The sequence below is a fragment of the Sphingomonas sp. Leaf9 genome, from assembly GCF_001421355.1.
GTDB lineage: Bacteria > Pseudomonadota > Alphaproteobacteria > Sphingomonadales > Sphingomonadaceae > Sphingomonas.
On record NZ_LMKC01000004.1, the window covers coordinates 17,598 to 37,102 of the forward strand.

The window sequence follows — 19,505 nt, forward strand, 5'->3', positions numbered from 1 at the left end:
GACGCGTATCGCTGGTTCGACGATACCCTCCCCCCTCGACGCGCCTGCCCCGCATCCCTAGGTGGGACCCGATGGCGCTCGACCCGATCCCCGTATTGCAATCGACCTTTGGCTTTCCCGATTTTCGCGGTGTGCAGCGGCAGGTGGTCGACCGGGTGCTGGCCGGGCAGCGCACGCTGGCGGTGATGCCGACCGGCGCGGGCAAGTCGCTGACCTACCAGCTGCCGGCACAGATGCTGCCGGGCACCTGCGTCGTCGTCTCGCCGCTGATCGCGCTGATGCATGACCAGCTGCGCGCCGCCACCGCCGTCGGCATCCGCGCCGCGACGCTGACCAGCGCCGACGACAATCGTGCCGAAACGCGGGGTCGCTTCCTCGATGGCGAACTCGACCTGCTCTACGTCGCGCCCGAACGCGCCTCCGGCAGCGATTTCCGCGAGTTGCTTTCGCGCGGCAACCTGTCGCTGTTCGCGATCGACGAGGCGCATTGCGTCAGCGAATGGGGCCACGACTTCCGCCCCGATTACCGCCTGCTGCGCCCACTGTTCGACCAGTTTCCCGAGGTGCCCCGCCTTGCGCTGACGGCGACGGCGGACGCGCATACCCGCGCCGATATCCTCGAACAGCTGGGCATCCCGCACGAAGGGCTGATCGTCGCCGGGTTCGACCGGCCCAACATCCGCTACCACATCACCCCGCGCGACCAGGGCACGCGCCAGATCGCCGACGTGATTGCCGCGACCCCCGGCCCCGGCATCGTCTATGTCCAGTCACGCGCCGGCACGGAGCGGCTGGCGGAGGCGCTGGCGAAGACCGGCCGCCCGGTACGCGTCTATCACGCCGGGCTCGACCCTGCCGTCCGCCAGCGCAACCAGCATGAATTCGTCGCGTCCGAAGACATGGTGATGGTCGCCACCATCGCGTTCGGCATGGGCATCGACAAGCCCGACGTCCGCTTCGTCGCACATGCCGGACTGCCGAAATCGATCGAGGCCTATTATCAGGAAACCGGCCGTGCGGGCCGCGACGGCGATCCGGCGGTCGCGCACCTGTTCTGGGGCGCCGACGACTTTGCCCGCGCGCGCCAGCGGATCGGCGAGGTCGAACCCGCCCGCCAGCCGGGCGAGCGCCAGCGGCTGAATGCGCTGGGCGCGCTGGTCGAAACCGCCGGATGCCGCCGCGCCATCCTGCTGAAGCATTTCGGCGAGTCGCCGCCCGAATTCTGCGGGAATTGCGACAATTGCCTGACCCCGCCCAATGCGGTCGACGCGACGCAGGTCGCGCAGAAATATCTCTCGGCCGTATTCCGCACCGGCATGATGTTCGGCGCGACCTATATCGAACAGGTGCTGACCGGCCAGTCGACCGAGCGCAGCATGACCAATGGCCATGAAAACCTGTCGGTGTGGAGCATCGTCGAGGGCGACGAACTGGCGCTCCTGAAACCCGTCGGCCGCGCGCTGCAATTGCGCGATGCGCTGCGTGCGAACGAGCATGGCGGGCTGGAATTCGGCCCTGCCGCACGCGGGCTGCTGAAGGGCGGCGACACGCTGTCGCTGATCGTGCCGCCCAAGCGCGAACGGCGGCGCGGTCGTGGCGGCACGTCGACGACGCCCAACCCGACCGGCGACCCGCTGTTCGAGGCACTGCGCGCCAAGCGCCGCGAACTGGCGCAGGAAGCCGGCGTGCCGCCCTATGTCATCTTCCACGATTCGGTCCTGCGCGAGATGGCCAGCGACCGTCCGCAGACGATCGGCGGCATGCGCCAGATCACCGGCGTGGGGGAGAAGAAGCTGCAAGCCTATGGCGACGCATTCCTGAGCGTCATCCAGCAACACTGATCCTCCCCGGGACGGGGAGGATTTGCGCACGTCGCCTCGCGCCGCTATCCTCCCCCCATGCATATCCGCCGTATCGACGACCGCATTTCGGTCAGCCCGCAGATCACCGCCGACGACGTTGCGACGCTGAAGGCGCAAGGCTTCACCACCATCGTGAACAACCGCCCCGATGGCGAGGAAGCGGGCCAGCCGACGGGCGATGCCATCGCGGACGCGGCGGCGGCGGCAGGCCTCGCCTATCACGCCATTCCGATCACCCATGCCGGGTTCAGCCACCCGCAGCTGGACGCCATGGCCGCGATCCTCGGCGAAACCGACGGCCCGATCCTCGCCTATTGCCGGTCGGGCACGCGGTCGTGCAATCTCTGGGCGCTGGCCAGCGCCAAGCAGGGCGGCGATCCCGCGACGCTGGTCGCGGCGGGCGGCGCGGCGGGCTATGACCTGTCGGGCATCCGTCCCACGCTGGACGCGCTGTCGCAGGGTTGACGCCGGCGGTCATGGGGACTCCCCCCAAAATGGGGGCCCGTTGCCCGAACCCCGGCAACGACGCGGCCCCAGCATGGGGAGTCCACGGGAGGATAAGCGGCATTTCGGGCAACATGCTTAATCGACGGTACGTTAACGCACTGAACCCATTCGGTTTTCCGCGTTAACCAAATCACAACCCCATTGCCGGCAATCTCTTGCCTGTACAAATGGGGGTTCGGAACATGGGCATTGGTCAGAAAGGCGCCCGCTTCCTCTCGGAAAGCCGGGTGGAAGACGCAGGCGCAAACAACAGCACGGCGTGGTTCGATCTCGGCATCTGCTATTCCAGCGGGTCCGGCGGGACAGGGATCGACCTGGTCGAGGCGCATAAATGGTTCAACCTCGCCGCCATGTCGGGCGTCGAGGCGGCACAGGCATGGCGCGCCGAAATCGCGTGCGACATGACCCCGCGCCAGATCGCCGACGCGCAAAAGGCGGCACGGGCATTCCTGCAGGGCGGCGCGCGGGCGCACTGACCGGTGGCGCCAACGGGTCCGGTGGCGTTGGGCCGCCGGGGGCAGAACCCGTTGGCGAAAGCGGCGAGCCGCGACTTAAACTCGTCACCCCGGACTTGATCCGGGGTCCCGCTTTTTAAACCACGGCAGAGAAGAAGCGGGACCCCAGATCAAGTCCGGGGTGACGGCATAGGCAGAGGGTGTGCCTGCGACGGAGAGTCCGTCGCAGGCACAACGACACGCCCCTAGCCCTTCACCGCCGGCTTCTTCGCCGGCGCCTTCATGGCAGGTGCCTTCTTCGCCGCGCCGTCCTTGGCTGCAGCCGCCTTCTTCGGCGCTGCCTTCTTGGCGGCCGACTTCTTCTTGCCCTTCGCCGGAGCAGCCGCCGCGCGATCGTCGATCAGCTGGGCGGCTTCCTCCAGCGTCAGTGCATTCGGTTCGACCGACTTCGGGATCGTTGCGTTGGTCGTGCCGTCGGTGACGTACGGACCATAGCGGCCCTCCATCAGCTTGATCTCCAGCTCGGTACGCGGGTGGTTGCCCAACACCTTCAGCGGTTCCTTTGCCGCCCCGCGCGCCGCGCGTCCGCCGCCCGCCGCCGCTTCGGCCAGCTTGACGACCGCCGCGTTCATGCCGGTTTCGAACACGTCCGCCGTCGACTGCAACCGCGCATATTTGCCGGCGTGCTTCAGATACGGGCCATAGCGCCCGATCGCCGCCTCGATCGGCTCGCCCGTTTCCGGGTGATTGCCGATGGTGCGCGGCAGGCTGAGCAGCTTCAGTGCCCATTCGAGGTTCAGCTCGCCGATGTCCTTCGGGATCGACGCGCGCTTCGCCTCCTTGCCCTCGCCCAGCTGAATATAGGGGCCGAAGCGACCCGACTTGCGTTCGACCTCCAGCCCCGTCTCCGGGTCCTTGCCCAGCCCTTCCGGCCCGGCATCGCCGCTCTCCTCGCCGCCCGGCTGCGCGAAGCGACGGGTGTACTTGCACTCCGGGTAGTTGGAGCAGGCGATGAACGCACCGAACTTGCCACCGCGCAGCGCAAGGCGACCCTCGCCGCAATTCGGGCACAGCCGCGGATCGGTGCCATCGGCCTTTTCGGGGAACAGGTATGATCCCAGGAACTGGTCCAGCTCGGCGGTGATCGCGCTCGGCTGCTGTTCCATCACCTCCGACGTGCGCGGCTTGAAATCGCGCCAGAACGCCTCGAGCACCGCCTGCCATTCCGCCCGGCCACCCGACACGTCGTCCAGCTCCTCCTCCAGCTCGGCGGTAAAGTCGTAGCCGACATATTTCTCGAAAAAGCGCTCAAGGAACGCGGTCAGCAACCGCCCGGTCTCCTCGGCGAAGAACCGGTTCTTCTCGACGCGGACGTACCCGCGATCCTTCAGCACCTGGATAATCGAGGCATAGGTCGACGGGCGACCGATCCCCAGCTCCTCCAGCCGCTTGACCAGCGAGGCTTCGGAAAAGCGCGGCGGCGGCTGGGTGAAATGCTGTTCGGCGACGACGTCCTTCTTGGCCGGGCTGTCGCCCGAACGCAGCAGCGGCAGCCGGCGCGAATCCTCGTCCGCCGCATCGTCGCGGCCTTCCTCGTACAGCGCAAGGTATCCGGGGAACAACACGACCTGACCGGTTGCGCGCAGCCCGGTCTGGCCGGTCTGGTCCTCCAGCTCGACGGCGGTGCGCTCCATCCGCGCCGACGCCATCTGGCTGGCCAGCGCCCGCTTCCAGATCAGGTCGTACAACCGGCCATGATCGCCGCTGCCCGCGCGGTCCTTCGAAAAATCGGTCGGGCGGATTGCCTCGTGCGCTTCCTGCGCATTCTTGGCCTTGGTCTGGTACTGACGCGGCTTGTCGGGGACGTAACTGCCGTCATAGCGGTTGGCGATCGCCCCGCGCGCGGCATCGATCGCCGACCCGTCCATCTGCACGCCGTCGGTCCGCATGTACGTGATCGCGCCATCTTCGTAGAGCGACTGCGCGATCCGCATCGTGTGGCTGGCCGAGAAACCGAGCTTACGCGCTGCTTCCTGTTGCAGCGTCGAGGTGGTGAACGGCGGCGGCGGGTTGCGCGTTGCGGGCTTCGTCTCGACATTGACCACGGTAAAGCGGCCATCGACCACCGCCGCCTTCGCGACCTCCGCCGATCCGGCATCGCCCAGCGACAGGCGGTCGAGCTTCTTGCCCTTGAGCTTCACAAGGCGCGCGTCGAACGGCGTGCCGTCGGCCTCCATCTTTGCGATGACCGACCAATATTCCTGCGCGATGAAGGTTTCGATCTCGCGCTCGCGCTCGACCAGCAGGCGCAGCGCCACCGACTGCACGCGGCCCGCCGACTTGGCACCCGGCAGCTTGCGCCACAGCACCGGCGACAGCGTGAACCCCACCAGATAATCGAGCGCGCGCCGTGCCCGGTACGCGTCGATCAGGTCGGTATCCAGCTCACGCGGAGCCTTCATCGCCGCGAGGATCGCGGGCTTGGTGATCGCGTTGAACGTGACCCGCTCGACCTCCTTGGGCAGCGCGCGGCGCTTCTTCAGCACCTCCTGCACATGCCAGCTGATCGCCTCCCCCTCGCGATCAGGGTCGGTCGCGAGGATCAGTCGGTCGGCGGTCTTCGCCAGATCGGTGATGGCTTTGAGCTGCTTCGTCTTGTCGGCGTACGTCTCCCAATCCATCGCGAAGCCGTCGTCGGGGTTCACCGACCCGTCCTTCGGCGGCAGGTCGCGGACGTGACCATAGGAGGCGAGGACGCGGTAATCCGACCCCAGATATTTTTCGATGGTCTTCGCCTTGGCGGGCGATTCGACGATGACGAGCTGCATGATGTGGCGGTCGGTCCTTGTGCGTACGCGTACGAGAGTGGGGAGCGCCGGGGGGTGGCGTCAAGTCATAGGGTGCGCTGCGGCGATCAGGCGAACACCTCGGCAAGCGGTTGCGGCTGAAGCGCGCGGTAGATCGCGACCGCCAGATACCAGCCGGCGATCTGCGAACCAATCAGTCCGATATTGATCGCCAACGACACCGCCGGTGACAGGATAGTGGCTTCGTCCGACATCATCGACGCGGCGAGCCCTGCCACGAACGGCATGTAGAGAATGGCGGTCGCACCGACGATCGCCCCCAGCAACGATCGCGTACGTTCTGCACTGTTGGCCAGCGCTTCGCCGACCGTCGCCTGCTCCGCGAACAGGATCGGCCCCGATGCGATCCAGCGCGCGTAAATCCAGATTCCCGGCACGATGAACAAGGTGAAGCCGAGCAGGATGCCGAGGTTCGACAGGAAGCACAGCCCGAAGAAGCCGCCAACATTCCCTGGCATATCGGCCGTCAGCAATCCGCCGGCGCGCATCGCCCGCCGCGTCAGGACATATTGCAGGATGAAGGACGTGATCGAAATCGCCAGGAACGACAGCGGCATCACATCCGCCCCGCCCAAATCGCCCCACATGCTCAGCGCAACAAGCGGCACCAGTCCGCCCACCATCGCGACCGGATCACGTCGCATTTCCTCGACCGTATCACGCACCAGGTGCAACGCGTCCCCGATCATCATCCCCCCAGACTGACCCGCCCGCCGGCGTGCCGCTCCAGCCGCCCGGCCAGCTCGAGTTCCAGCAGCACCGTCTGCACCACCGGCGTCGCGCATCCCGATTGCCGCACCAGTTCGTCGACCGCGACCGGCACCGGCCCCAGCAGCCCCGTGATCCGCGCCCGCTCCACCTCGCTGGCATCCGCCACCGCCGGTTCGGGGCGATAGGCCCCGCCGGGCGAGCGCACCGCGCGCGCATCGATCGGGCGCAGCATTTCCGCCACGTCGGCCGCATTCTGCACCAATGTCGCGCCTTCGCGGATCAGCGCGTTGCACCCCTGCGCCCGCGGGTCGAGCGGCGATCCGGGAACCGCCATCACCTCGCGCCCCGCCTCGCCCGCCAGTCGCGCGGTGATGAGCGAGCCGGAACGTGGTGCGGCCTCCACGACCACCGTGCCCAGCGCCAGCCCGGCAATGATCCGGTTGCGTGACGGGAAATGGCGGGCGAGCGGCTGCGTCCCCGGCGGCTGTTCGGCGACCAACAGCCCACGCGTCGCCACCTCCTCCTGCAGCCCCGCATTTTCCGGCGGGAACACGACGTCGATCCCGCTGGCGATGACGCCGATGGTGGCATGGCCGATCGCGCCCTGATGCACCGCCGTGTCGATGCCCCGCGCCAGCCCCGACACCACGCAAAATCCCGCCGCGCCCAGTTCCTCGGCCAGCCCGCGCGCAAAGCGGCACGCCGCCGCCGAGGCGTTGCGCGCGCCGACCATCGCCACCGCCGGCTTCGTCAGCAGCGACAGGTCACCGCGCACGATCAACGCTGGTGGCGCGCTGTCGACCTCCGCCAGCAGCGCGGGATATTCGGGATCGCCGAGCAGCAGATAGCGCCCGCCGAGCCCCCGCACGGTCGCGATCTCGCGCCGCACTACGGCTTCGTCGGCCAGCACCGGCGCACGCCCGCCGCCCCGCGCCGCCAATGTCGGCAGCGCCTCGATCGCCGCCACCGCATCGCCGTAGCGCTCGATCAGCGCGCGAAACGTGACCGGCCCGATATTGGCCGACCGGATCAGCCGCAGCGCCGCGAACCGCGCGGCTTGCGGTTCAGTCACGCTTGCGGCCGATCCTCGGCTCGGTCCCCGCGATCAACCGCGCAATATTCTCGCGGTGCTTCCACAACACGATCAGCGCGAGGCCAAGGAACAGCACGGCTAGGTCGAGCCGCCCCAGCGCCGCTGCCGCGATCGGCGCGGCCACCGCCGCCGCCATCCCCGCGACCGAGGAGATGCGGATCGTCCCCAGCAGCCCCAGCCAGACGATGGCATAGACGAGGCCCGCGATCGGGCTGAGTGCCACCACGACGCCCATCATCGTCGCCACGCCCTTGCCGCCACGAAACCGCAGCCACAGCGGGTAACAATGGCCGACGAACGCCGCCGCGCCCGCGACCAGTTCCTCGCCCGGAAACAGCGCCGCCACGATCCACACCGCCGCTGCGCCCTTCAGCAGGTCGAGCAGCAGCGTCGCCGCCGCCAGCCCCTTGCGCCCGGTGCGCAGCACGTTGGTCGCGCCGATATTGCCCGATCCGATGGCGCGCAGATCGCCTGCCCCGGCGATCCGCGTGAGCAATATGCCCCACGGGATCGAACCGAGCAGATAGCCGATCAGCAATGCCGCCACCGGCGGGAACCAGAGAATGTCGCTCGGCAGGATCGCCCCCGTTACTTGCCGTCTGTGATGGTCAGGGTAAGGGGTTCGGCGGCGGCTTGCAACGCGGCGGGCGATGCCGATGGAGGACCGAGAGCACCATGGACCCGGCGGCACAACCGATCCTGTTCTTCGATTCGGGCGTGGGCGGCCTGTCGGTCGTCGCCCCGACCACCAGGCTGCTGCCGACCGCGCCGATCGTCTATGCCGCCGATTCGGCCGGTTTTCCCTATGGCACCCGGAGCGAGGCGGAGATCGCCGCACGCGTGCCTGCGCTGCTGGGGCGGCTGGTCGAACGCTTTTCCCCGCGCCTGGTCGTCATCGCCTGCAACACCGCCTCCACCATCGCGCTGCCGGTGGTGCGCGCCGCCTTGGACGTGCCGGTCGTCGGCACCGTGCCGGCGATCAAGGTCGCGGCGGCGCAGAGCACCACGCGGGTAATCGGCGTGCTCGGCACGCAGGCGACGGTGCGCCAGCCCTATGTCGACGACCTTGCCGCGCGCTTCGCCGCCGACTGCATTGTGCTGCGCCACGGATCGGCGGCGCTGGTCGAACTGGCGGAGGCGGCGTTGGCCGGCACCCCGCCGGCTGCCGCCGCGATCGCCCAAGAACTGGCCGGGCTGTTCGACCAGCCGGAGGGGCAGCGAATCGACGTGATCGTCAATGCCTGCACCCATTTCCCGCTGCTGGAGGACGCGATGCGGGCCATCGCTCCGCACGTCGCGTTCGTCGACGGCGGCTCCGGCATCGCCCGGCGCATCGTGGCGTTGACCGCAGGACAGGGATTCCCCGCGACTCCGCTGCCCGGCCGGCTCGTGTTCACCCGATTGGGTGAGCGGGAACGGACGATCGCCGCCGGGCTGGCGCGTCAGGGGTTCGCATCGGTCGAGGCGCTGTAGGGGGGCTGACAGTTGCGGCCCCCTTGGACAATATGTCCAACCCGGCCGATCACCATGACCGCTTTTATCCGCTGGAAACCCGGCGTTCCAACAGGTACACCCGCGCCCCATGAGCATCGACGCAGTTCCGGCCCGCTCGGTCGATTACAACCGTGTCTTCGCACAGGCGATCGACCGTCTGCACGAAGAGGGGCGCTACCGCGTCTTCATCGACATCCTGCGCAACAAGGGACAGTTCCCCAATGCGCGCTGCTTCGCCGGGCATAACGGGCCGAAGCCGATCACCGTCTGGTGCTCCAACGACTATCTCGCGATGGGCCAGCATCCGTCGGTCATCGCCGCGATGGAGGGCGCGCTGCACGATGTCGGCGCAGGCTCTGGCGGCACCCGCAATATCGGCGGCAACACGCACTATCACATCGACCTGGAAACCGAACTCGCCGACCTGCACGACAAGGAAGCGGCGTTGCTGTTCACGTCGGGCTATGTCTCGAACGAGGCCACGCTGTCGACGATCGCGCGCATCCTGCCGGGCTGCATCATCTTTTCCGACGAACTGAACCACGCGTCGATGATCGCCGGCATCCGCCATTCGGGCTGCGAGAAGCGGGTGTTCCGCCACAACGACTTGGCGCATCTCGAAGAACTGCTGGCGGCCGAGGACCCGGCGGTGCCCAAGCTGATCGCGTTCGAGAGCGTCTATTCGATGGACGGCGACGTCGCCCCGATCCACGCGATCTGCGACCTGGCCGACAAGTACAACGCGCTGACCTATCTCGACGAAGTGCACGCCGTCGGCATGTACGGCGCGCGTGGCGGCGGCATCTCCGAACGCGACGACGCCGCATCGCGCCTGACCATCATCGAAGGGACGCTGGGCAAGGCGTTCGGCGTCATGGGCGGCTATATCGCCGCCGACCGCACCGTGATCGACGTCATCCGCTCCTATGCGCCGGGCTTCATCTTCACGACCTCGCTGTCGCCGGTGCTGGTCGCCGGCGCGCTTGCCAGCGTCCGCCACCTGAAGGCCTCGCCCGCCGAACGCGAAGGGCAACAGGCCGCCGCCGCGATGCTGAAGACGCTGTTCACGCAAGCCGGCCTACCGGTGATGGACACGACGACGCACATCGTGCCGCTGATGGTCGGCGACCCGGTAAAGGCCAAGCGGATCAGCGACATATTGCTCCGCGAATATGGCGTGTACGTCCAACCGATCAATTACCCGACCGTGCCGCGCGGCACCGAACGGCTGCGCTTCACGCCCGGTCCGGCGCATGACGAGGCGATGATGCGCGAGCTGACCGCCGCGCTGGTCGAAATCTGGGGCCGGCTGGAGCTGAAGAAAGCGGCCTGACCAACATCCTCCCCGGCACGGGGAGGATCGCCGCCCCTACACCTCAACCCGATTGCCGCCGGCCGCGATCGCCATATCGATCTTTGCGCGCGCCTCGCGCAGGATCGCGTCGATATCGCCGACATGATCCGACACCACCGCCGCCGATGCGGTGACCTTTCCGATCGAGGCGCCGGTATCGCGCAGCCGGAAATTGCGCTGCTCCAGCAACGTCAGCGCCTCTTCGGCCAGTTCGCGCACGGCGGTGGCGGTCTGTCCGGGGACGACCACGATGAATTCGTTGCCGCCCCAGCGGATCGCCTGTTCGTTGGGGAAAGTCCGCTTCAGCTTCCCGGCAAACGAGTTGAGGATATTGTCGCCGACCGAATGGCCGAAATCGCGGTTGATCGCGACCAGCCGGTCGATGCTGAACATCAGCACCACGAACCGGCGGTCCTGCTGCCCGATCTGTTCGAGGATACGCTGCGCCCCGGTCTGGTTGAGCGTGTGGGTCAGCCGGTCATGCTCGGCATCGTCTCCCGGCCCGATCTGCGACAGGACCAGCGCGCGCAGGGCCGCGATCTGGTCGCGCAGCCCCACCAGTTCGCGCTCGGTCGTCGCAACCCGGACGGCCAGCACCGCTGCATCCGCCGGCCCCGATCGCCGCTCGCGCAGCGCCGCCGCGATATCCGCCGCCCGCGCGGTAGTCAGCGCGCCATCCTCATCGATCGCGCGATCGACATCTTCGGATAAGATCGGGTCCGACTGGTACAAATATACCAGCGCAAAATCGTAAAATTCGATGCTCGGCTCCAGCCGATGTTGCTCCAGAAAAGCCAGCGCGGCGCGAGCCTGCTCGAACGTCGTTATCATGGCAGCATGATTATCCGGCGGCCATAACCATTTCAACGCGATATAGACTTTGAGCGCCACGAACTGTTGGTGAGCAGACGATTATCCATCCGCTCGATAGTTGGCGATATCAGGGTTGCGCCAGCAATCCGGTCAGCAACGTCAATGCCGCCAGACCGACCGACAGCGGGATACGCAGCCGCATCCACCATGGCGGCACATGTCCGGCCCGGACCAGCGCCATGTCGACCAGCAGCGACCCCAGCAGCCCGGCGGCGACGATCGCCGCGCTCGACACGACCGAGCTGAACAACACCGCCCCCGCCGCCAGCGCGACCAGCGATGGCACAACCGCGATGGCCAGCCACAGCGTCAGCGCCGCGCCGCTCACCCGCGCCACCGCCGCACCCCACCACATGCCGCCCAGGAAACTGAGGATCAGCGCGGCATAGAGCAGCGACAGCGCCAGCATCATCCCGCCCTTGGCAGGATCGATCAGCCGCACCGCGACGGCGACCATCGGCGGCAGCAACCCGGCATAGCCGAGCAGCAGCGCCGCCACCGGCGGCCGCACGCGCACCGGCGTCGAGGCGGCCAGCGGATCAGTCACGGCAATAGCCCTCGCCCGGTGCGACGGTCAGGCAGTCCTTCTTGCCTGCCAGCCATTTCAGACCGGTCGCATCGCCGTCGCTCGGGCGCAGCAGCAGCGTGTCGGCACCACGCTTGAATCGGATGCCCTCGGGCGTGACCGTGCCGGTATATTGCCCCTTGTTGTCGAGGTCGTACTGCATCTCCAGCGTCACCGCGCCCGGCGTCGCCGCCTGGGTCACGTTCAGATACATGCCCTCTACCCCGATCCAGCGGCCGAGATAGCGGGTCGCCTCCGCCGCGGCCGTTGCCGCCGCGGCCGCCGTCGCGCTGGGGGTGGGCGTCGGCGTCGGGGTCAATGTGGGCGTGGGCGTCGGACTGGGTGCACGTGGCGCGATCGGCGCGGGCAACGGCGTCGCGGCGCTGTTCTCGATCTCGGCCTGGGTCGCGGCCCCTTCGCTGCGTCGCTCGTTGGCGCCGCACGCGCTGAGTACCAAAGCCGCGACGATGATCGTTCCACGCATCCGTTCGTCCTTTCCTGCACCTCGTCGACACAGCCTAGCCTTGCCGTGTCCCGACCGCTAGAAGCGCGCCATGGCCCGCATCGCACTTGCATCCGATCACGCCGCCCTGACGCTCAAGGCAGAACTCGCCACTTGGTTGCATGACCAGGGGCATGATGTCGCCGATCTGGGGCCGCATGACGCGACCAGCGTCGATTATCCCGACTATGGATACAAGCTCGGGCAAGCGGTTGGCGGCGGCGAAGCGGACTTCGGCGTCGCGCTGTGCGGATCGGGCATCGGCATCTCGATCGCGGTCAACCGCGTGCCGGCATGCCGCTGCGCGCTGGTGTCCGAACCGCTCTCGGCGACGCTCGCGCGCGAACATAACGACGCGAACGTCATCGCGATGGGCGCACGGCTGATCGGCAGCGAGATGGCGAAGGCGTGCCTGACCGCGTTCCTCTCGACCCCGTTTGGCGGCGACCGCCACCAGCGCCGCGTCGACAAGCTCGGCAACCCGCCTGCCTGATCGGGCAAGCCCGATTCACCGGGTGGCAATTATGTGACGTCGGCAGTAAAGCGCGCGCGACCTCTTTCTCAGCGGGAGCCGCGCCCCATGACCGACCAGTTCCGCCCCGACGGTTTCTTCGAAACCACCCTTGCCGATGCCGATCCCGCCGTGTTTGCGGGGGTCGCCCACGAACTGGAGCGCGAGCGCTACCAGATCGAGCTGATCGCGTCGGAAAACATCGTGTCGAAGGCGGTGCTGGAGGCGCAAGGGTCGGTCTTCACCAACAAGTACGCCGAGGGCTATCCCGGCAAGCGCTATTATCAGGGCTGCCACCCTTCGGACGAGGTCGAGACCCTCGCGATCGAGCGCGCCAAGCAGCTGTTCGGCTGCGGCTTCGTCAACGTCCAGCCGCATTCGGGCGCGCAGGCGAACGGCGCGGTGATGCTGGCGCTGACCAAGCCCGGCGACACGATCATGGGCATGAGCCTCGATGCCGGCGGTCACCTGACCCATGGTGCCAAGGCGGCGATGTCGGGCAAGTGGTTCAACGCGGTGCAGTACGGCGTCGACCGCGAAACGCACCTGATCGATTACGATCAGGTCGCCGCCCTGGCCCGCGAACATAAGCCCACGCTCATCATCGCCGGCGGCTCGGCCTATCCGCGCCATATCGACTTCGCGAAGTTCCGCGCGATCGCCGATGAAGTGGGCGCGAAGTTCATGGTCGACATGGCGCACTTCGCCGGCATCGTCGCCGCCGGGCTGCACCCGACCCCGTTCGGCCATGCCGATGTCGTCACCACCACCACGCACAAGACGCTGCGCGGGCCCCGTGGCGGCATGGTGCTGACCAACGACGAAGCCATCGCGAAGAAGATCAATTCGGCGGTGTTCCCCGGCCTCCAGGGCGGCCCGCTGATGCACGTGATCGCCGCCAAGGCGGTCGCGTTCGGCGAAGCGCTGCGCCCGGAGTTCAAGGACTATATCCGCGCCGTCGTCGAAAACGCGCAGACGCTGGCCGCCACCCTCAAAGAACGCGGTGCGAACGTCATCGCGGGCGGCACCGACACGCATCTGGCGCTGATCGACCTCACCCCGCTGGGCGTCACCGGCAAGGATGCCGACGAGGCGCTGGAGCGTGCGGCGATCACCTGCAACAAGAACGGCATCCCATTCGATCCCCTCCCCCCGGTCAAGACCAGCGGCATCCGCGTCGGATCGCCGGCCGGCACCACCCGCGGGTTCGGCAAGGCGGAGTTCACCGAAATCGGCCATATGGTCGCCGACGTGCTCGACGGACTGCGCAACAAGGGTGAAGCCGGGGACCCTGCGGTCGAGGCGGACGTTAAGGCACGGGTTCGGGCGCTGTGCGAGCGGTTCCCGATCTATCCGGGTCTGTAAGGAGTTCGAGAAATGCAGGACAAGTCGGTTGGCAAGAGCATGGCGAAATGGGGTGCGCTGGGCGCGGTGATCGCGATTCCGGTTCCCTTTGTCGGCCCGCTGATCGGCGCCGCCGCCGGCGCCGGCTATGCGTACTACAAGTCGAAGAAGCAGCCGCGCTACTGATGCGGCACCCCCGCCGCCCCGCTTCTTCGCGGGGCGGCGGGTCCAACAGGAATTTCGATGCGCTGTCCCTTTTGCGCCCATGAAGACAGTCAGGTGAAGGACAGCCGTCCCAGCGACGACGGCGCCGCCATCCGCCGCCGCCGGCAATGTTCGGGCTGCGGCGCGCGCTTCACCACCTTCGAACGCATCCAGCTGCGCGACCTGACCGTCGTGAAATCGGGCGACCGCCGCCAGCCCTTCGACCGCGACAAGCTGCTGCGTTCGGTCGCGACCGCCTGTCGCAAGCGGCCGATCACCCCGGCACAGGTCGAACGGCTCGTGTCCGGCATCCAGCGCCAGCTGGAAACCACCGGCGACAGCGAAGTCCCCTCGGGCCGCATCGGCGAGCTGGTGATGGAGGGGCTGCAGGGCCTCGATCCCGTCGCCTACATCCGCTTCGCCAGCGTCTACAAGGACTTCCGCGAGGCGAAGGATTTTGAGGAGTTCGCGGGCACCGTGGGGGATGCGGCGAAGGGGTAGGGCCCCCTCACCCCACGCTCTCCGTTCAGTTCGAGCAGCTTCGAGCCTGTCGAGAAGCGTCCGTCGAGAACCCGGCCACTTGGGGCACCCCCTTCCCCCCATCCGGTTCGACCGGTATCGAGCTTGCAAGAGATACGCCCGTCGAGAACCCGTCTCGACCCCGCGAACCCAAGGCCCGCCATGTTCTACGTCTATATCCTCAAATGCTCGGACGGCACCTACTATACCGGCCACACCGACGACCTCGACCGCCGCATCGCCGAGCATCAGTCGGGCGCGTTCGAAGGCTACACCCATGACCGCCGCCCGGTCGAACTGATGTGGCACGAAACCTTCCAGACCCGCACCGACGCGCTGGAGCGCGAGGCACAGGTCAAGGACTGGTCGCGCAAGAAGAAGGAAGGGCTGTTCCGCAGCGACTGGTCGACGATTTCGACGGCAGCCAGCTCTCGGCGGACGGATCTCGACCAGCTCGATCCTGCTCGAACCGAACGGGGGGATAGCAGCGCGCCCGTCATCGTCCTCGTCCGCCCGCAACTAGGGCAAAACATCGGCAAGGCCGCCCGCGCCATGCTGAACTTCGGCCTCGTCGAAATGCGCCTCGTCGCCCCGCGCGACGGCTGGCCCAACCCCGAAGCCGGCCCGGCGGCCAGCGGTGCCGACCAGGTGCTGCGCGACGCCACCGTCTATGAAACGGTCGCCGAAGCGGTCGCCGACTGCGCCCATGTCTACGCCACGACGGTGCGCAAGCGCGGCATCACCAAACCGGTCGTCACCCCCGAAGCCGCCGCACAGGCGATCCGCGCCGAACCCGGCCGCTCGGCGATCCTGTTCGGCCCCGAACGCTCGGGCCTCGAAACCGACGACGTGGCGCTGGCCCGCACGATCCTGACCGTGCCGATCAACCCCGAGTTCGGCTCGCTCAATCTGGCGCAGGCGGTGATCCTCGTCGCCTATGAATGGTCGAAGGGTGAGGGGCTGGCCAGCCCGCCCACCGTCGATCTGGGCGTCCCCGCCCCGCATGAGGAGCTGGAGGGCATGATTGGTCAGCTGGACGACATGCTGGAGGCCGCGCGCTTCTTCTATCCCCCCGAACGCGCCGCGACGTCACGCCGGACGCTGCGCACGCTGATCACGAAAGCGGGCTGGACGTCACAGGAAGTGCGGACGATGCGCGGCGTATTGTCGGCACTGGATGGCGCGAAGCGGCGGCGGTAATACCCGAAATCCGTTCGGTTCGAGCAGCTTCGAGCTTGTCGAGAAGCGTCCGTCGAGAACGCCGTTGTTTGGGCCACTCCCCTCTCGACAAGCTCGAACCTCCGTTCGAAGCAAACGGATAGGAGCAAGAGGGAGGTCGGCTCACCCCCGCGTGGCGTCGAACCGCGCCAACTCATACCCGATCGACGCCTCGACCAGCCGCTCCCACAAATCGGCAACCACATCCTCCGGCACGCCCATCGCGACCGCCGCCGCCCGTGCATTCGCGATGACTTCCGCCTTGCGCGCCTCGTCACGCACCGCGCCCCGCCCCGGCTTGATCCGCGCCGCCGCGTCCATATACGCAAACCGCCGCGCCAGCAGCGCGACCAGCTCGCGGTCCAGCGCGTCCACGCCGGCGCGGACTTCGGTCATGGTGGTACAGTCGGGGCCGGGCAGGATCGTCATGGCCGCGGGGTGTGGCGCGCGACGGCCACCTTGTCCAGCTTGACTCTGCGGAACCCAGCGTCTAACCGCGCCCCTTCGCAATTCGGCCCCGCATTCCCGGTGAAGCGGTGGCCCCGACCACAAGTCGGAGGCGAAGACCGGGAGCCGCGATCGTCCCCGGACGGTCAAACGTCATACCAGATTGCATTGGATTTACGATGTCGAAGCGCTCCAGCGCCAAGTACAAGCTCGATCGCCGCCTTGGCGAGAATATCTGGGGTCGCCCCAAGAGCCCGGTAAACAAGCGTGAATACGGCCCCGGCCAGCACGGTCAGCGTCGCAAGGGCAAGATGTCGGACTTCGGCATCCAGCTGCGCGCGAAGCAGAAGCTGAAGGGCTATTACGGCGACGTCACCGAGAAGCAGTTCAAGCGCACCTACGAAGAAGCGTCGCGCATGAAGGGCGACACCGGTCAGAACCTGATCGGCCTGCTCGAACAGCGCCTCGACATGATCGTGTACCGTGCGAAGTTCGCACCGACCGTGTTCGCCGCGCGTCAGCTCGTCAGCCACGGCCACGTCCGCGTCAACGGCGTGAAGTGCAACATCGCATCGCGTCGTTGCTATGTCGGCGACGAAATCTCGCTGGGCACCAAGGCGCAGGAAATGGCGCTGGTCCTCGAAGCGCAGACCCTCGCCGAGCGTGACGTGCCGGAATATATCGGCACCGAAGGCACCAAGGTCACCTTCACCCGCGTTCCGACGCTGGACGAAGTGCCCTATCCGGTGAAGATGGAACCGAATCTGGTCGTCGAGTTCTACTCGCGCTGATCTCGCGCCGAGCCAAGGTCCAGCAAAGCTGGATCAAGGCCAAACTTTGGCGCGAGCGGCCGGCGGGGCCAAGGCCCCGACCGACGACATGGGCTTCGCCCATGGCGCTGGCAGAAACAAAAAGGGCGGCCCCGCAACGGGCCGCCCTTTCTGCGTCCGCAATCCGCGCGCAGCCCGAGCCGACGACCCGATAAACCGCTTTCCTACATGCGGCCCCATCGCCACGATCGCCAACGCGGCCCGTCGCGTCCGCGCGCTCTTTGACCTCGCGAACCTCCGTTACGACATCGACCGCCATCCGCGATGGTCGCCGCGCGCACGATCATCACGAGTGTGAACTTTGGCCACCCGGCGCCGGCCCAGCCCACCGCGCGCAAACACGCCACTAGTGTGAACTTTGTGAACTTTGGCCCGCCGCTACAGCCCGCTTGCTCGCAGCTGCGCCCGCAAATTGGCCCGCGTGGCGGCGTCCACCGGCGGCAGTTCGCGCGCCGGCTTGCCCCGGCGCAGCCGCGCCCGGTCGCGTTCGTCAGGCGACACCACCCGCACGCGAACCGGCACCACGCCCGCCCCGCGCATGCCCAGCGCCTCGGCCGCGCCACGTGACAGATCGAGGATGCGGCCCTTGCCCGCAAACGGCCCGCGATCGTTGACCCGCACGATAATGCGCCGCCCGGTGTCGAGCGCGGTCACCTCGACATAGCTGGGCAAGGGCAGCGTGGTGTGCGCCGCGCTCACCCCCTTGGGCCGGAACCGCTCGCCATTGGCCGTCCGCCGACCCGACTCGCTGCCATACCAGCTCGCCATCCCCAGCATGTCGTAGCTCGGGTCCGCTGCCGGGGCATAACTGACACCCCGCACCCGGTACGGCGCACCGATCTTGACCGCCGCGTCGCTGACCGGCCGATAGTCGCCCCCGGCACAGGCGGACAGGAGCAGCAAAACGACGGGAACAAGGAAACGCGGTACCATGGCCGCAACGGTAGCGGATCGCGTCCCCCTTGCCGACCCCTACCCGCCCCCGCTACGCCGCATGCCCAAAGGAGACGCCCCCATGAAGACTCGCGCCGCCGTCGCATTCGAAGCGAAGCGCCCCCTCGAAATCGTCGAACTCGACCTCGAAGGTCCCAGGGCCGGCGAAGTGCTGATCGAGATCATGGCGACCGGCATCTGCCACACCGACGCTTACACGCTGGACGGCTTCGACAGCGAGGGCATCTTCCCGAGCGTGCTGGGTCATGAAGGCGCCGGCATCGTCCGCGAGGTCGGCGCGGGCGTGACCAGCGTTGCGGTCGGCGATCACGTCATCCCGCTCTACACCCCCGAATGCCGCCAGTGTAAGTCGTGCCTGTCGGGCAAGACCAACCTGTGCACCGCGATCCGCGCGACGCAAGGGAAAGGGCTGATGCCCGACGGCACGACGCGCTTCAGCTACAAGGGGCAGCCGATCTTCCATTACATGGGCTGCTCGACCTTCTCGAACTTCACCGTGCTGCCCGAAATCGCGGTCGCGAAGATCCGCGAGGACGCCCCGTTCCAGACCAGCTGCTATATCGGCTGCGGCGTCACCACCGGCGTCGGCGCGGTGGTCAACACCGCGAAGGTCGCGCCGGGCGACAACATCATCGTCTTCGGCCTCGGCGGCATTGGCCTCAACGTGCTGCAGGGTGCGAAGATGGCCGGCGCGAACATGATCGTCGGCGTCGACATCAACCCGGATCGCGAGGAATGGGGCCGCCGCTTCGGCATGACCCATTTCGTCAATCCGAAGGACGTCGGCGGCGATCTGGTCCAGCATCTCGTCGCGCTGACCGATGGCGGGGCGGACTATACGTTCGATTGCACCGGCAACACCGACGTCATGCGCCAGGCGCTGGAGGCGTGCCACCGTGGCTGGGGCACCAGCATCATCATCGGCGTGGCGGAGGCGGGCAAGGAAATCGCCACCCGCCCGTTCCAGCTGGTCACCGGACGCAACTGGCGCGGCACCGCGTTCGGCGGGGCGAAGGGGCGGACGGACGTGCCGAAGATTGTCGACTGGTACATGAACGGCAAGATCGAGATCGACCCGATGATTACCCACGTCCTGTCGCTGGAGGAGATCAACAAGGGCTTCGACCTGATGCACGCCGGCGAAAGCATCCGCTCCGTCGTCATCTATTGACGCTTTGGTTTTGACAGGTGAAAT

Annotated in this window: 21 protein-coding genes; 12 read left to right on the forward strand and 9 right to left on the reverse strand. The window is 67.4% G+C overall.

Annotated features, from left to right (window positions below; translation table 11 throughout):
* Positions 1–71 precede the first annotated feature (71 nt).
* From recQ to ASE58_RS11060, 3 genes are all read left to right on the forward strand, one after another.
* Entirely contained in the window at positions 72–1,841 is a 1,770-nt protein-coding gene (gene recQ, locus ASE58_RS11050; RefSeq protein WP_055821209.1) for a DNA helicase RecQ, read from the forward strand.
* A gap of 57 nt (positions 1,842–1,898) precedes the next feature.
* Positions 1,899–2,327: a TIGR01244 family sulfur transferase gene (locus tag ASE58_RS11055; RefSeq protein ID WP_055821212.1), complete on the forward strand. Its 429-nt coding sequence runs from the start codon at positions 1,899–1,901 to the stop codon at positions 2,325–2,327.
* Positions 2,328–2,551: 224 nt separating this feature from the next.
* The gene (locus ASE58_RS11060; RefSeq protein ID WP_055757981.1) at positions 2,552–2,845 is read left to right on the forward strand and encodes a hypothetical protein; all 294 of its coding nucleotides are present in this window, start codon (positions 2,552–2,554) and stop codon (positions 2,843–2,845) included.
* Positions 2,846–3,069: 224 nt separating this feature from the next.
* On the opposite strand, the gene topA is transcribed toward ASE58_RS11060, so the two are convergent.
* The 4 genes from topA to plsY all read right to left on the reverse strand — a co-directional run bounded on the left by topA (position 3,070) and on the right by plsY (position 8,033).
* The gene (gene topA, locus ASE58_RS11065; protein WP_055821215.1) at positions 3,070–5,652 is read right to left on the reverse strand and encodes a type I DNA topoisomerase; all 2,583 of its coding nucleotides are present in this window, start codon (positions 5,650–5,652) and stop codon (positions 3,070–3,072) included.
* An 86-nt stretch (positions 5,653–5,738) separates the two neighbouring features.
* The gene (locus ASE58_RS11070) at positions 5,739–6,380 is read right to left on the reverse strand and encodes a hypothetical protein (RefSeq protein ID WP_055821218.1); all 642 of its coding nucleotides are present in this window, start codon (positions 6,378–6,380) and stop codon (positions 5,739–5,741) included.
* Entirely contained in the window at positions 6,380–7,474 is a 1,095-nt protein-coding gene (gene dprA / locus ASE58_RS11075; RefSeq protein WP_055821221.1) for a DNA-processing protein DprA, read from the reverse strand. Before dprA ends, ASE58_RS11070 begins: the two co-directional genes overlap by 1 nt.
* Positions 7,467–8,033 (reverse strand): glycerol-3-phosphate 1-O-acyltransferase PlsY, encoded by a 567-nt coding sequence (plsY, locus tag ASE58_RS11080; RefSeq protein WP_082468019.1) that lies wholly within the window; start codon positions 8,031–8,033, stop codon positions 7,467–7,469. The genes dprA and plsY overlap by 8 nt, the downstream gene beginning before the upstream one ends.
* A 137-nt stretch (positions 8,034–8,170) precedes the next feature.
* On the opposite strand from plsY, the gene murI reads away from it, so the two are divergent.
* Positions 8,171–8,968, forward strand: coding sequence for a glutamate racemase (gene murI, locus ASE58_RS11085; protein ID WP_055822279.1), 798 nt, complete (start codon positions 8,171–8,173; stop codon positions 8,966–8,968).
* 109 nt (positions 8,969–9,077) lie between these two features.
* Positions 9,078–10,322 carry a 5-aminolevulinate synthase gene (gene hemA, locus ASE58_RS11090; protein ID WP_055757963.1) on the forward strand — a complete coding sequence of 415 codons (1,245 nt, stop codon included), beginning with the start codon at positions 9,078–9,080 and terminating at the stop codon, positions 10,320–10,322.
* 36 nt (positions 10,323–10,358) lie between these two features.
* Here the strand turns inward: hemA and ASE58_RS11095 are convergent, their stop codons facing one another.
* From ASE58_RS11095 to ASE58_RS11105, 3 genes are all read right to left on the reverse strand, one after another.
* Positions 10,359–11,174, reverse strand: a complete 816-nt coding sequence (locus ASE58_RS11095; protein WP_156347715.1) for a GGDEF domain-containing protein — start codon at positions 11,172–11,174, stop codon at positions 10,359–10,361.
* Positions 11,175–11,283: 109 nt separating this feature from the next.
* The gene (locus ASE58_RS11100; protein ID WP_235511813.1) at positions 11,284–11,763 is read right to left on the reverse strand and encodes a DUF3429 domain-containing protein; all 480 of its coding nucleotides are present in this window, start codon (positions 11,761–11,763) and stop codon (positions 11,284–11,286) included.
* Complete coding sequence (locus tag ASE58_RS11105; protein WP_055821227.1) at positions 11,756–12,265, reverse strand: hypothetical protein; 510 nt, start codon at positions 12,263–12,265, stop codon at positions 11,756–11,758. Before ASE58_RS11105 ends, ASE58_RS11100 begins: the two co-directional genes overlap by 8 nt.
* Positions 12,266–12,335: 70 nt before the next feature.
* On the opposite strand from ASE58_RS11105, the gene rpiB reads away from it, so the two are divergent.
* The 5 genes from rpiB to ASE58_RS11125 all read left to right on the forward strand — a co-directional run bounded on the left by rpiB (position 12,336) and on the right by ASE58_RS11125 (position 16,061).
* Entirely contained in the window at positions 12,336–12,776 is a 441-nt protein-coding gene (gene rpiB / locus ASE58_RS11110; RefSeq protein WP_055821230.1) for a ribose 5-phosphate isomerase B, read from the forward strand.
* An 87-nt stretch (positions 12,777–12,863) separates the two neighbouring features.
* A complete protein-coding gene (gene glyA / locus ASE58_RS11115) occupies positions 12,864–14,159 on the forward strand; it encodes a serine hydroxymethyltransferase (protein WP_055757949.1) in 1,296 nt (431 codons plus the stop codon).
* 12 nt (positions 14,160–14,171) lie between these two features.
* Positions 14,172–14,324 (forward strand): hypothetical protein, encoded by a 153-nt coding sequence (locus ASE58_RS18205; RefSeq protein ID WP_200909353.1) that lies wholly within the window; start codon positions 14,172–14,174, stop codon positions 14,322–14,324.
* 57 nt (positions 14,325–14,381) lie between these two features.
* Complete coding sequence (gene nrdR, locus ASE58_RS11120; protein WP_055821234.1) at positions 14,382–14,843, forward strand: transcriptional regulator NrdR; 462 nt, start codon at positions 14,382–14,384, stop codon at positions 14,841–14,843.
* 180 nt (positions 14,844–15,023) lie between these two features.
* Positions 15,024–16,061, forward strand: coding sequence for a TrmH family RNA methyltransferase (locus ASE58_RS11125; protein WP_082467969.1), 1,038 nt, complete (start codon positions 15,024–15,026; stop codon positions 16,059–16,061).
* 141 nt (positions 16,062–16,202) lie between these two features.
* Here the strand turns inward: ASE58_RS11125 and ASE58_RS11130 are convergent, their stop codons facing one another.
* Complete coding sequence (locus ASE58_RS11130) at positions 16,203–16,508, reverse strand: chorismate mutase (RefSeq protein ID WP_055757943.1); 306 nt, start codon at positions 16,506–16,508, stop codon at positions 16,203–16,205.
* 197 nt (positions 16,509–16,705) lie between these two features.
* Between ASE58_RS11130 and rpsD the strand changes: the two genes are divergently transcribed.
* Positions 16,706–17,317 carry a 30S ribosomal protein S4 gene (rpsD, locus tag ASE58_RS11135; protein ID WP_055757940.1) on the forward strand — a complete coding sequence of 204 codons (612 nt, stop codon included), beginning with the start codon at positions 16,706–16,708 and terminating at the stop codon, positions 17,315–17,317.
* A 417-nt stretch (positions 17,318–17,734) separates the two neighbouring features.
* Here the strand turns inward: rpsD and ASE58_RS11140 are convergent, their stop codons facing one another.
* Positions 17,735–18,289, reverse strand: coding sequence for a septal ring lytic transglycosylase RlpA family protein (locus tag ASE58_RS11140; protein WP_055821237.1), 555 nt, complete (start codon positions 18,287–18,289; stop codon positions 17,735–17,737).
* Positions 18,290–18,371: 82 nt separating this feature from the next.
* Between ASE58_RS11140 and ASE58_RS11145 the strand changes: the two genes are divergently transcribed.
* Entirely contained in the window at positions 18,372–19,481 is a 1,110-nt protein-coding gene (locus ASE58_RS11145; protein ID WP_055821240.1) for an S-(hydroxymethyl)glutathione dehydrogenase/class III alcohol dehydrogenase, read from the forward strand.
* The last annotated feature ends 24 nt before the right edge of the window (positions 19,482–19,505 follow it).

What these genes read in the sequence shown, in the direction of transcription:
- glyA (WP_055757949.1), top strand. Translation starts at nt 12,864, where the DNA reads ATGACCGACCAGTTCCGCCCCGACGGTTTCTTCGAAACCACCCTTGCC.
- ASE58_RS11140 (WP_055821237.1), bottom strand. Translation starts at nt 18,289, where the DNA reads ATGGTACCGCGTTTCCTTGTTCCCGTCGTTTTGCTGCTCCTGTCCGCC.
- rpiB (WP_055821230.1), top strand. Translation starts at nt 12,336, where the DNA reads ATGGCCCGCATCGCACTTGCATCCGATCACGCCGCCCTGACGCTCAAG.
- rpsD (WP_055757940.1), top strand. Translation starts at nt 16,706, where the DNA reads ATGTCGAAGCGCTCCAGCGCCAAGTACAAGCTCGATCGCCGCCTTGGC.
- recQ (WP_055821209.1), top strand. Translation starts at nt 72, where the DNA reads ATGGCGCTCGACCCGATCCCCGTATTGCAATCGACCTTTGGCTTTCCC.
- nrdR (WP_055821234.1), top strand. Translation starts at nt 14,382, where the DNA reads ATGCGCTGTCCCTTTTGCGCCCATGAAGACAGTCAGGTGAAGGACAGC.
- ASE58_RS11125 (WP_082467969.1), top strand. Translation starts at nt 15,024, where the DNA reads ATGTTCTACGTCTATATCCTCAAATGCTCGGACGGCACCTACTATACC.
- ASE58_RS11130 (WP_055757943.1), bottom strand. Translation starts at nt 16,508, where the DNA reads ATGACGATCCTGCCCGGCCCCGACTGTACCACCATGACCGAAGTCCGC.
- murI (WP_055822279.1), top strand. Translation starts at nt 8,171, where the DNA reads ATGGACCCGGCGGCACAACCGATCCTGTTCTTCGATTCGGGCGTGGGC.
- ASE58_RS11145 (WP_055821240.1), top strand. Translation starts at nt 18,372, where the DNA reads ATGAAGACTCGCGCCGCCGTCGCATTCGAAGCGAAGCGCCCCCTCGAA.
- ASE58_RS11070 (WP_055821218.1), bottom strand. Translation starts at nt 6,380, where the DNA reads ATGATCGGGGACGCGTTGCACCTGGTGCGTGATACGGTCGAGGAAATG.
- hemA (WP_055757963.1), top strand. Translation starts at nt 9,078, where the DNA reads ATGAGCATCGACGCAGTTCCGGCCCGCTCGGTCGATTACAACCGTGTC.
- ASE58_RS11060 (WP_055757981.1), top strand. Translation starts at nt 2,552, where the DNA reads ATGGGCATTGGTCAGAAAGGCGCCCGCTTCCTCTCGGAAAGCCGGGTG.
- ASE58_RS18205 (WP_200909353.1), top strand. Translation starts at nt 14,172, where the DNA reads ATGCAGGACAAGTCGGTTGGCAAGAGCATGGCGAAATGGGGTGCGCTG.
- ASE58_RS11095 (WP_156347715.1), bottom strand. Translation starts at nt 11,174, where the DNA reads ATGATAACGACGTTCGAGCAGGCTCGCGCCGCGCTGGCTTTTCTGGAG.
- ASE58_RS11055 (WP_055821212.1), top strand. Translation starts at nt 1,899, where the DNA reads ATGCATATCCGCCGTATCGACGACCGCATTTCGGTCAGCCCGCAGATC.
- topA (WP_055821215.1), bottom strand. Translation starts at nt 5,652, where the DNA reads ATGCAGCTCGTCATCGTCGAATCGCCCGCCAAGGCGAAGACCATCGAA.
- ASE58_RS11105 (WP_055821227.1), bottom strand. Translation starts at nt 12,265, where the DNA reads ATGCGTGGAACGATCATCGTCGCGGCTTTGGTACTCAGCGCGTGCGGC.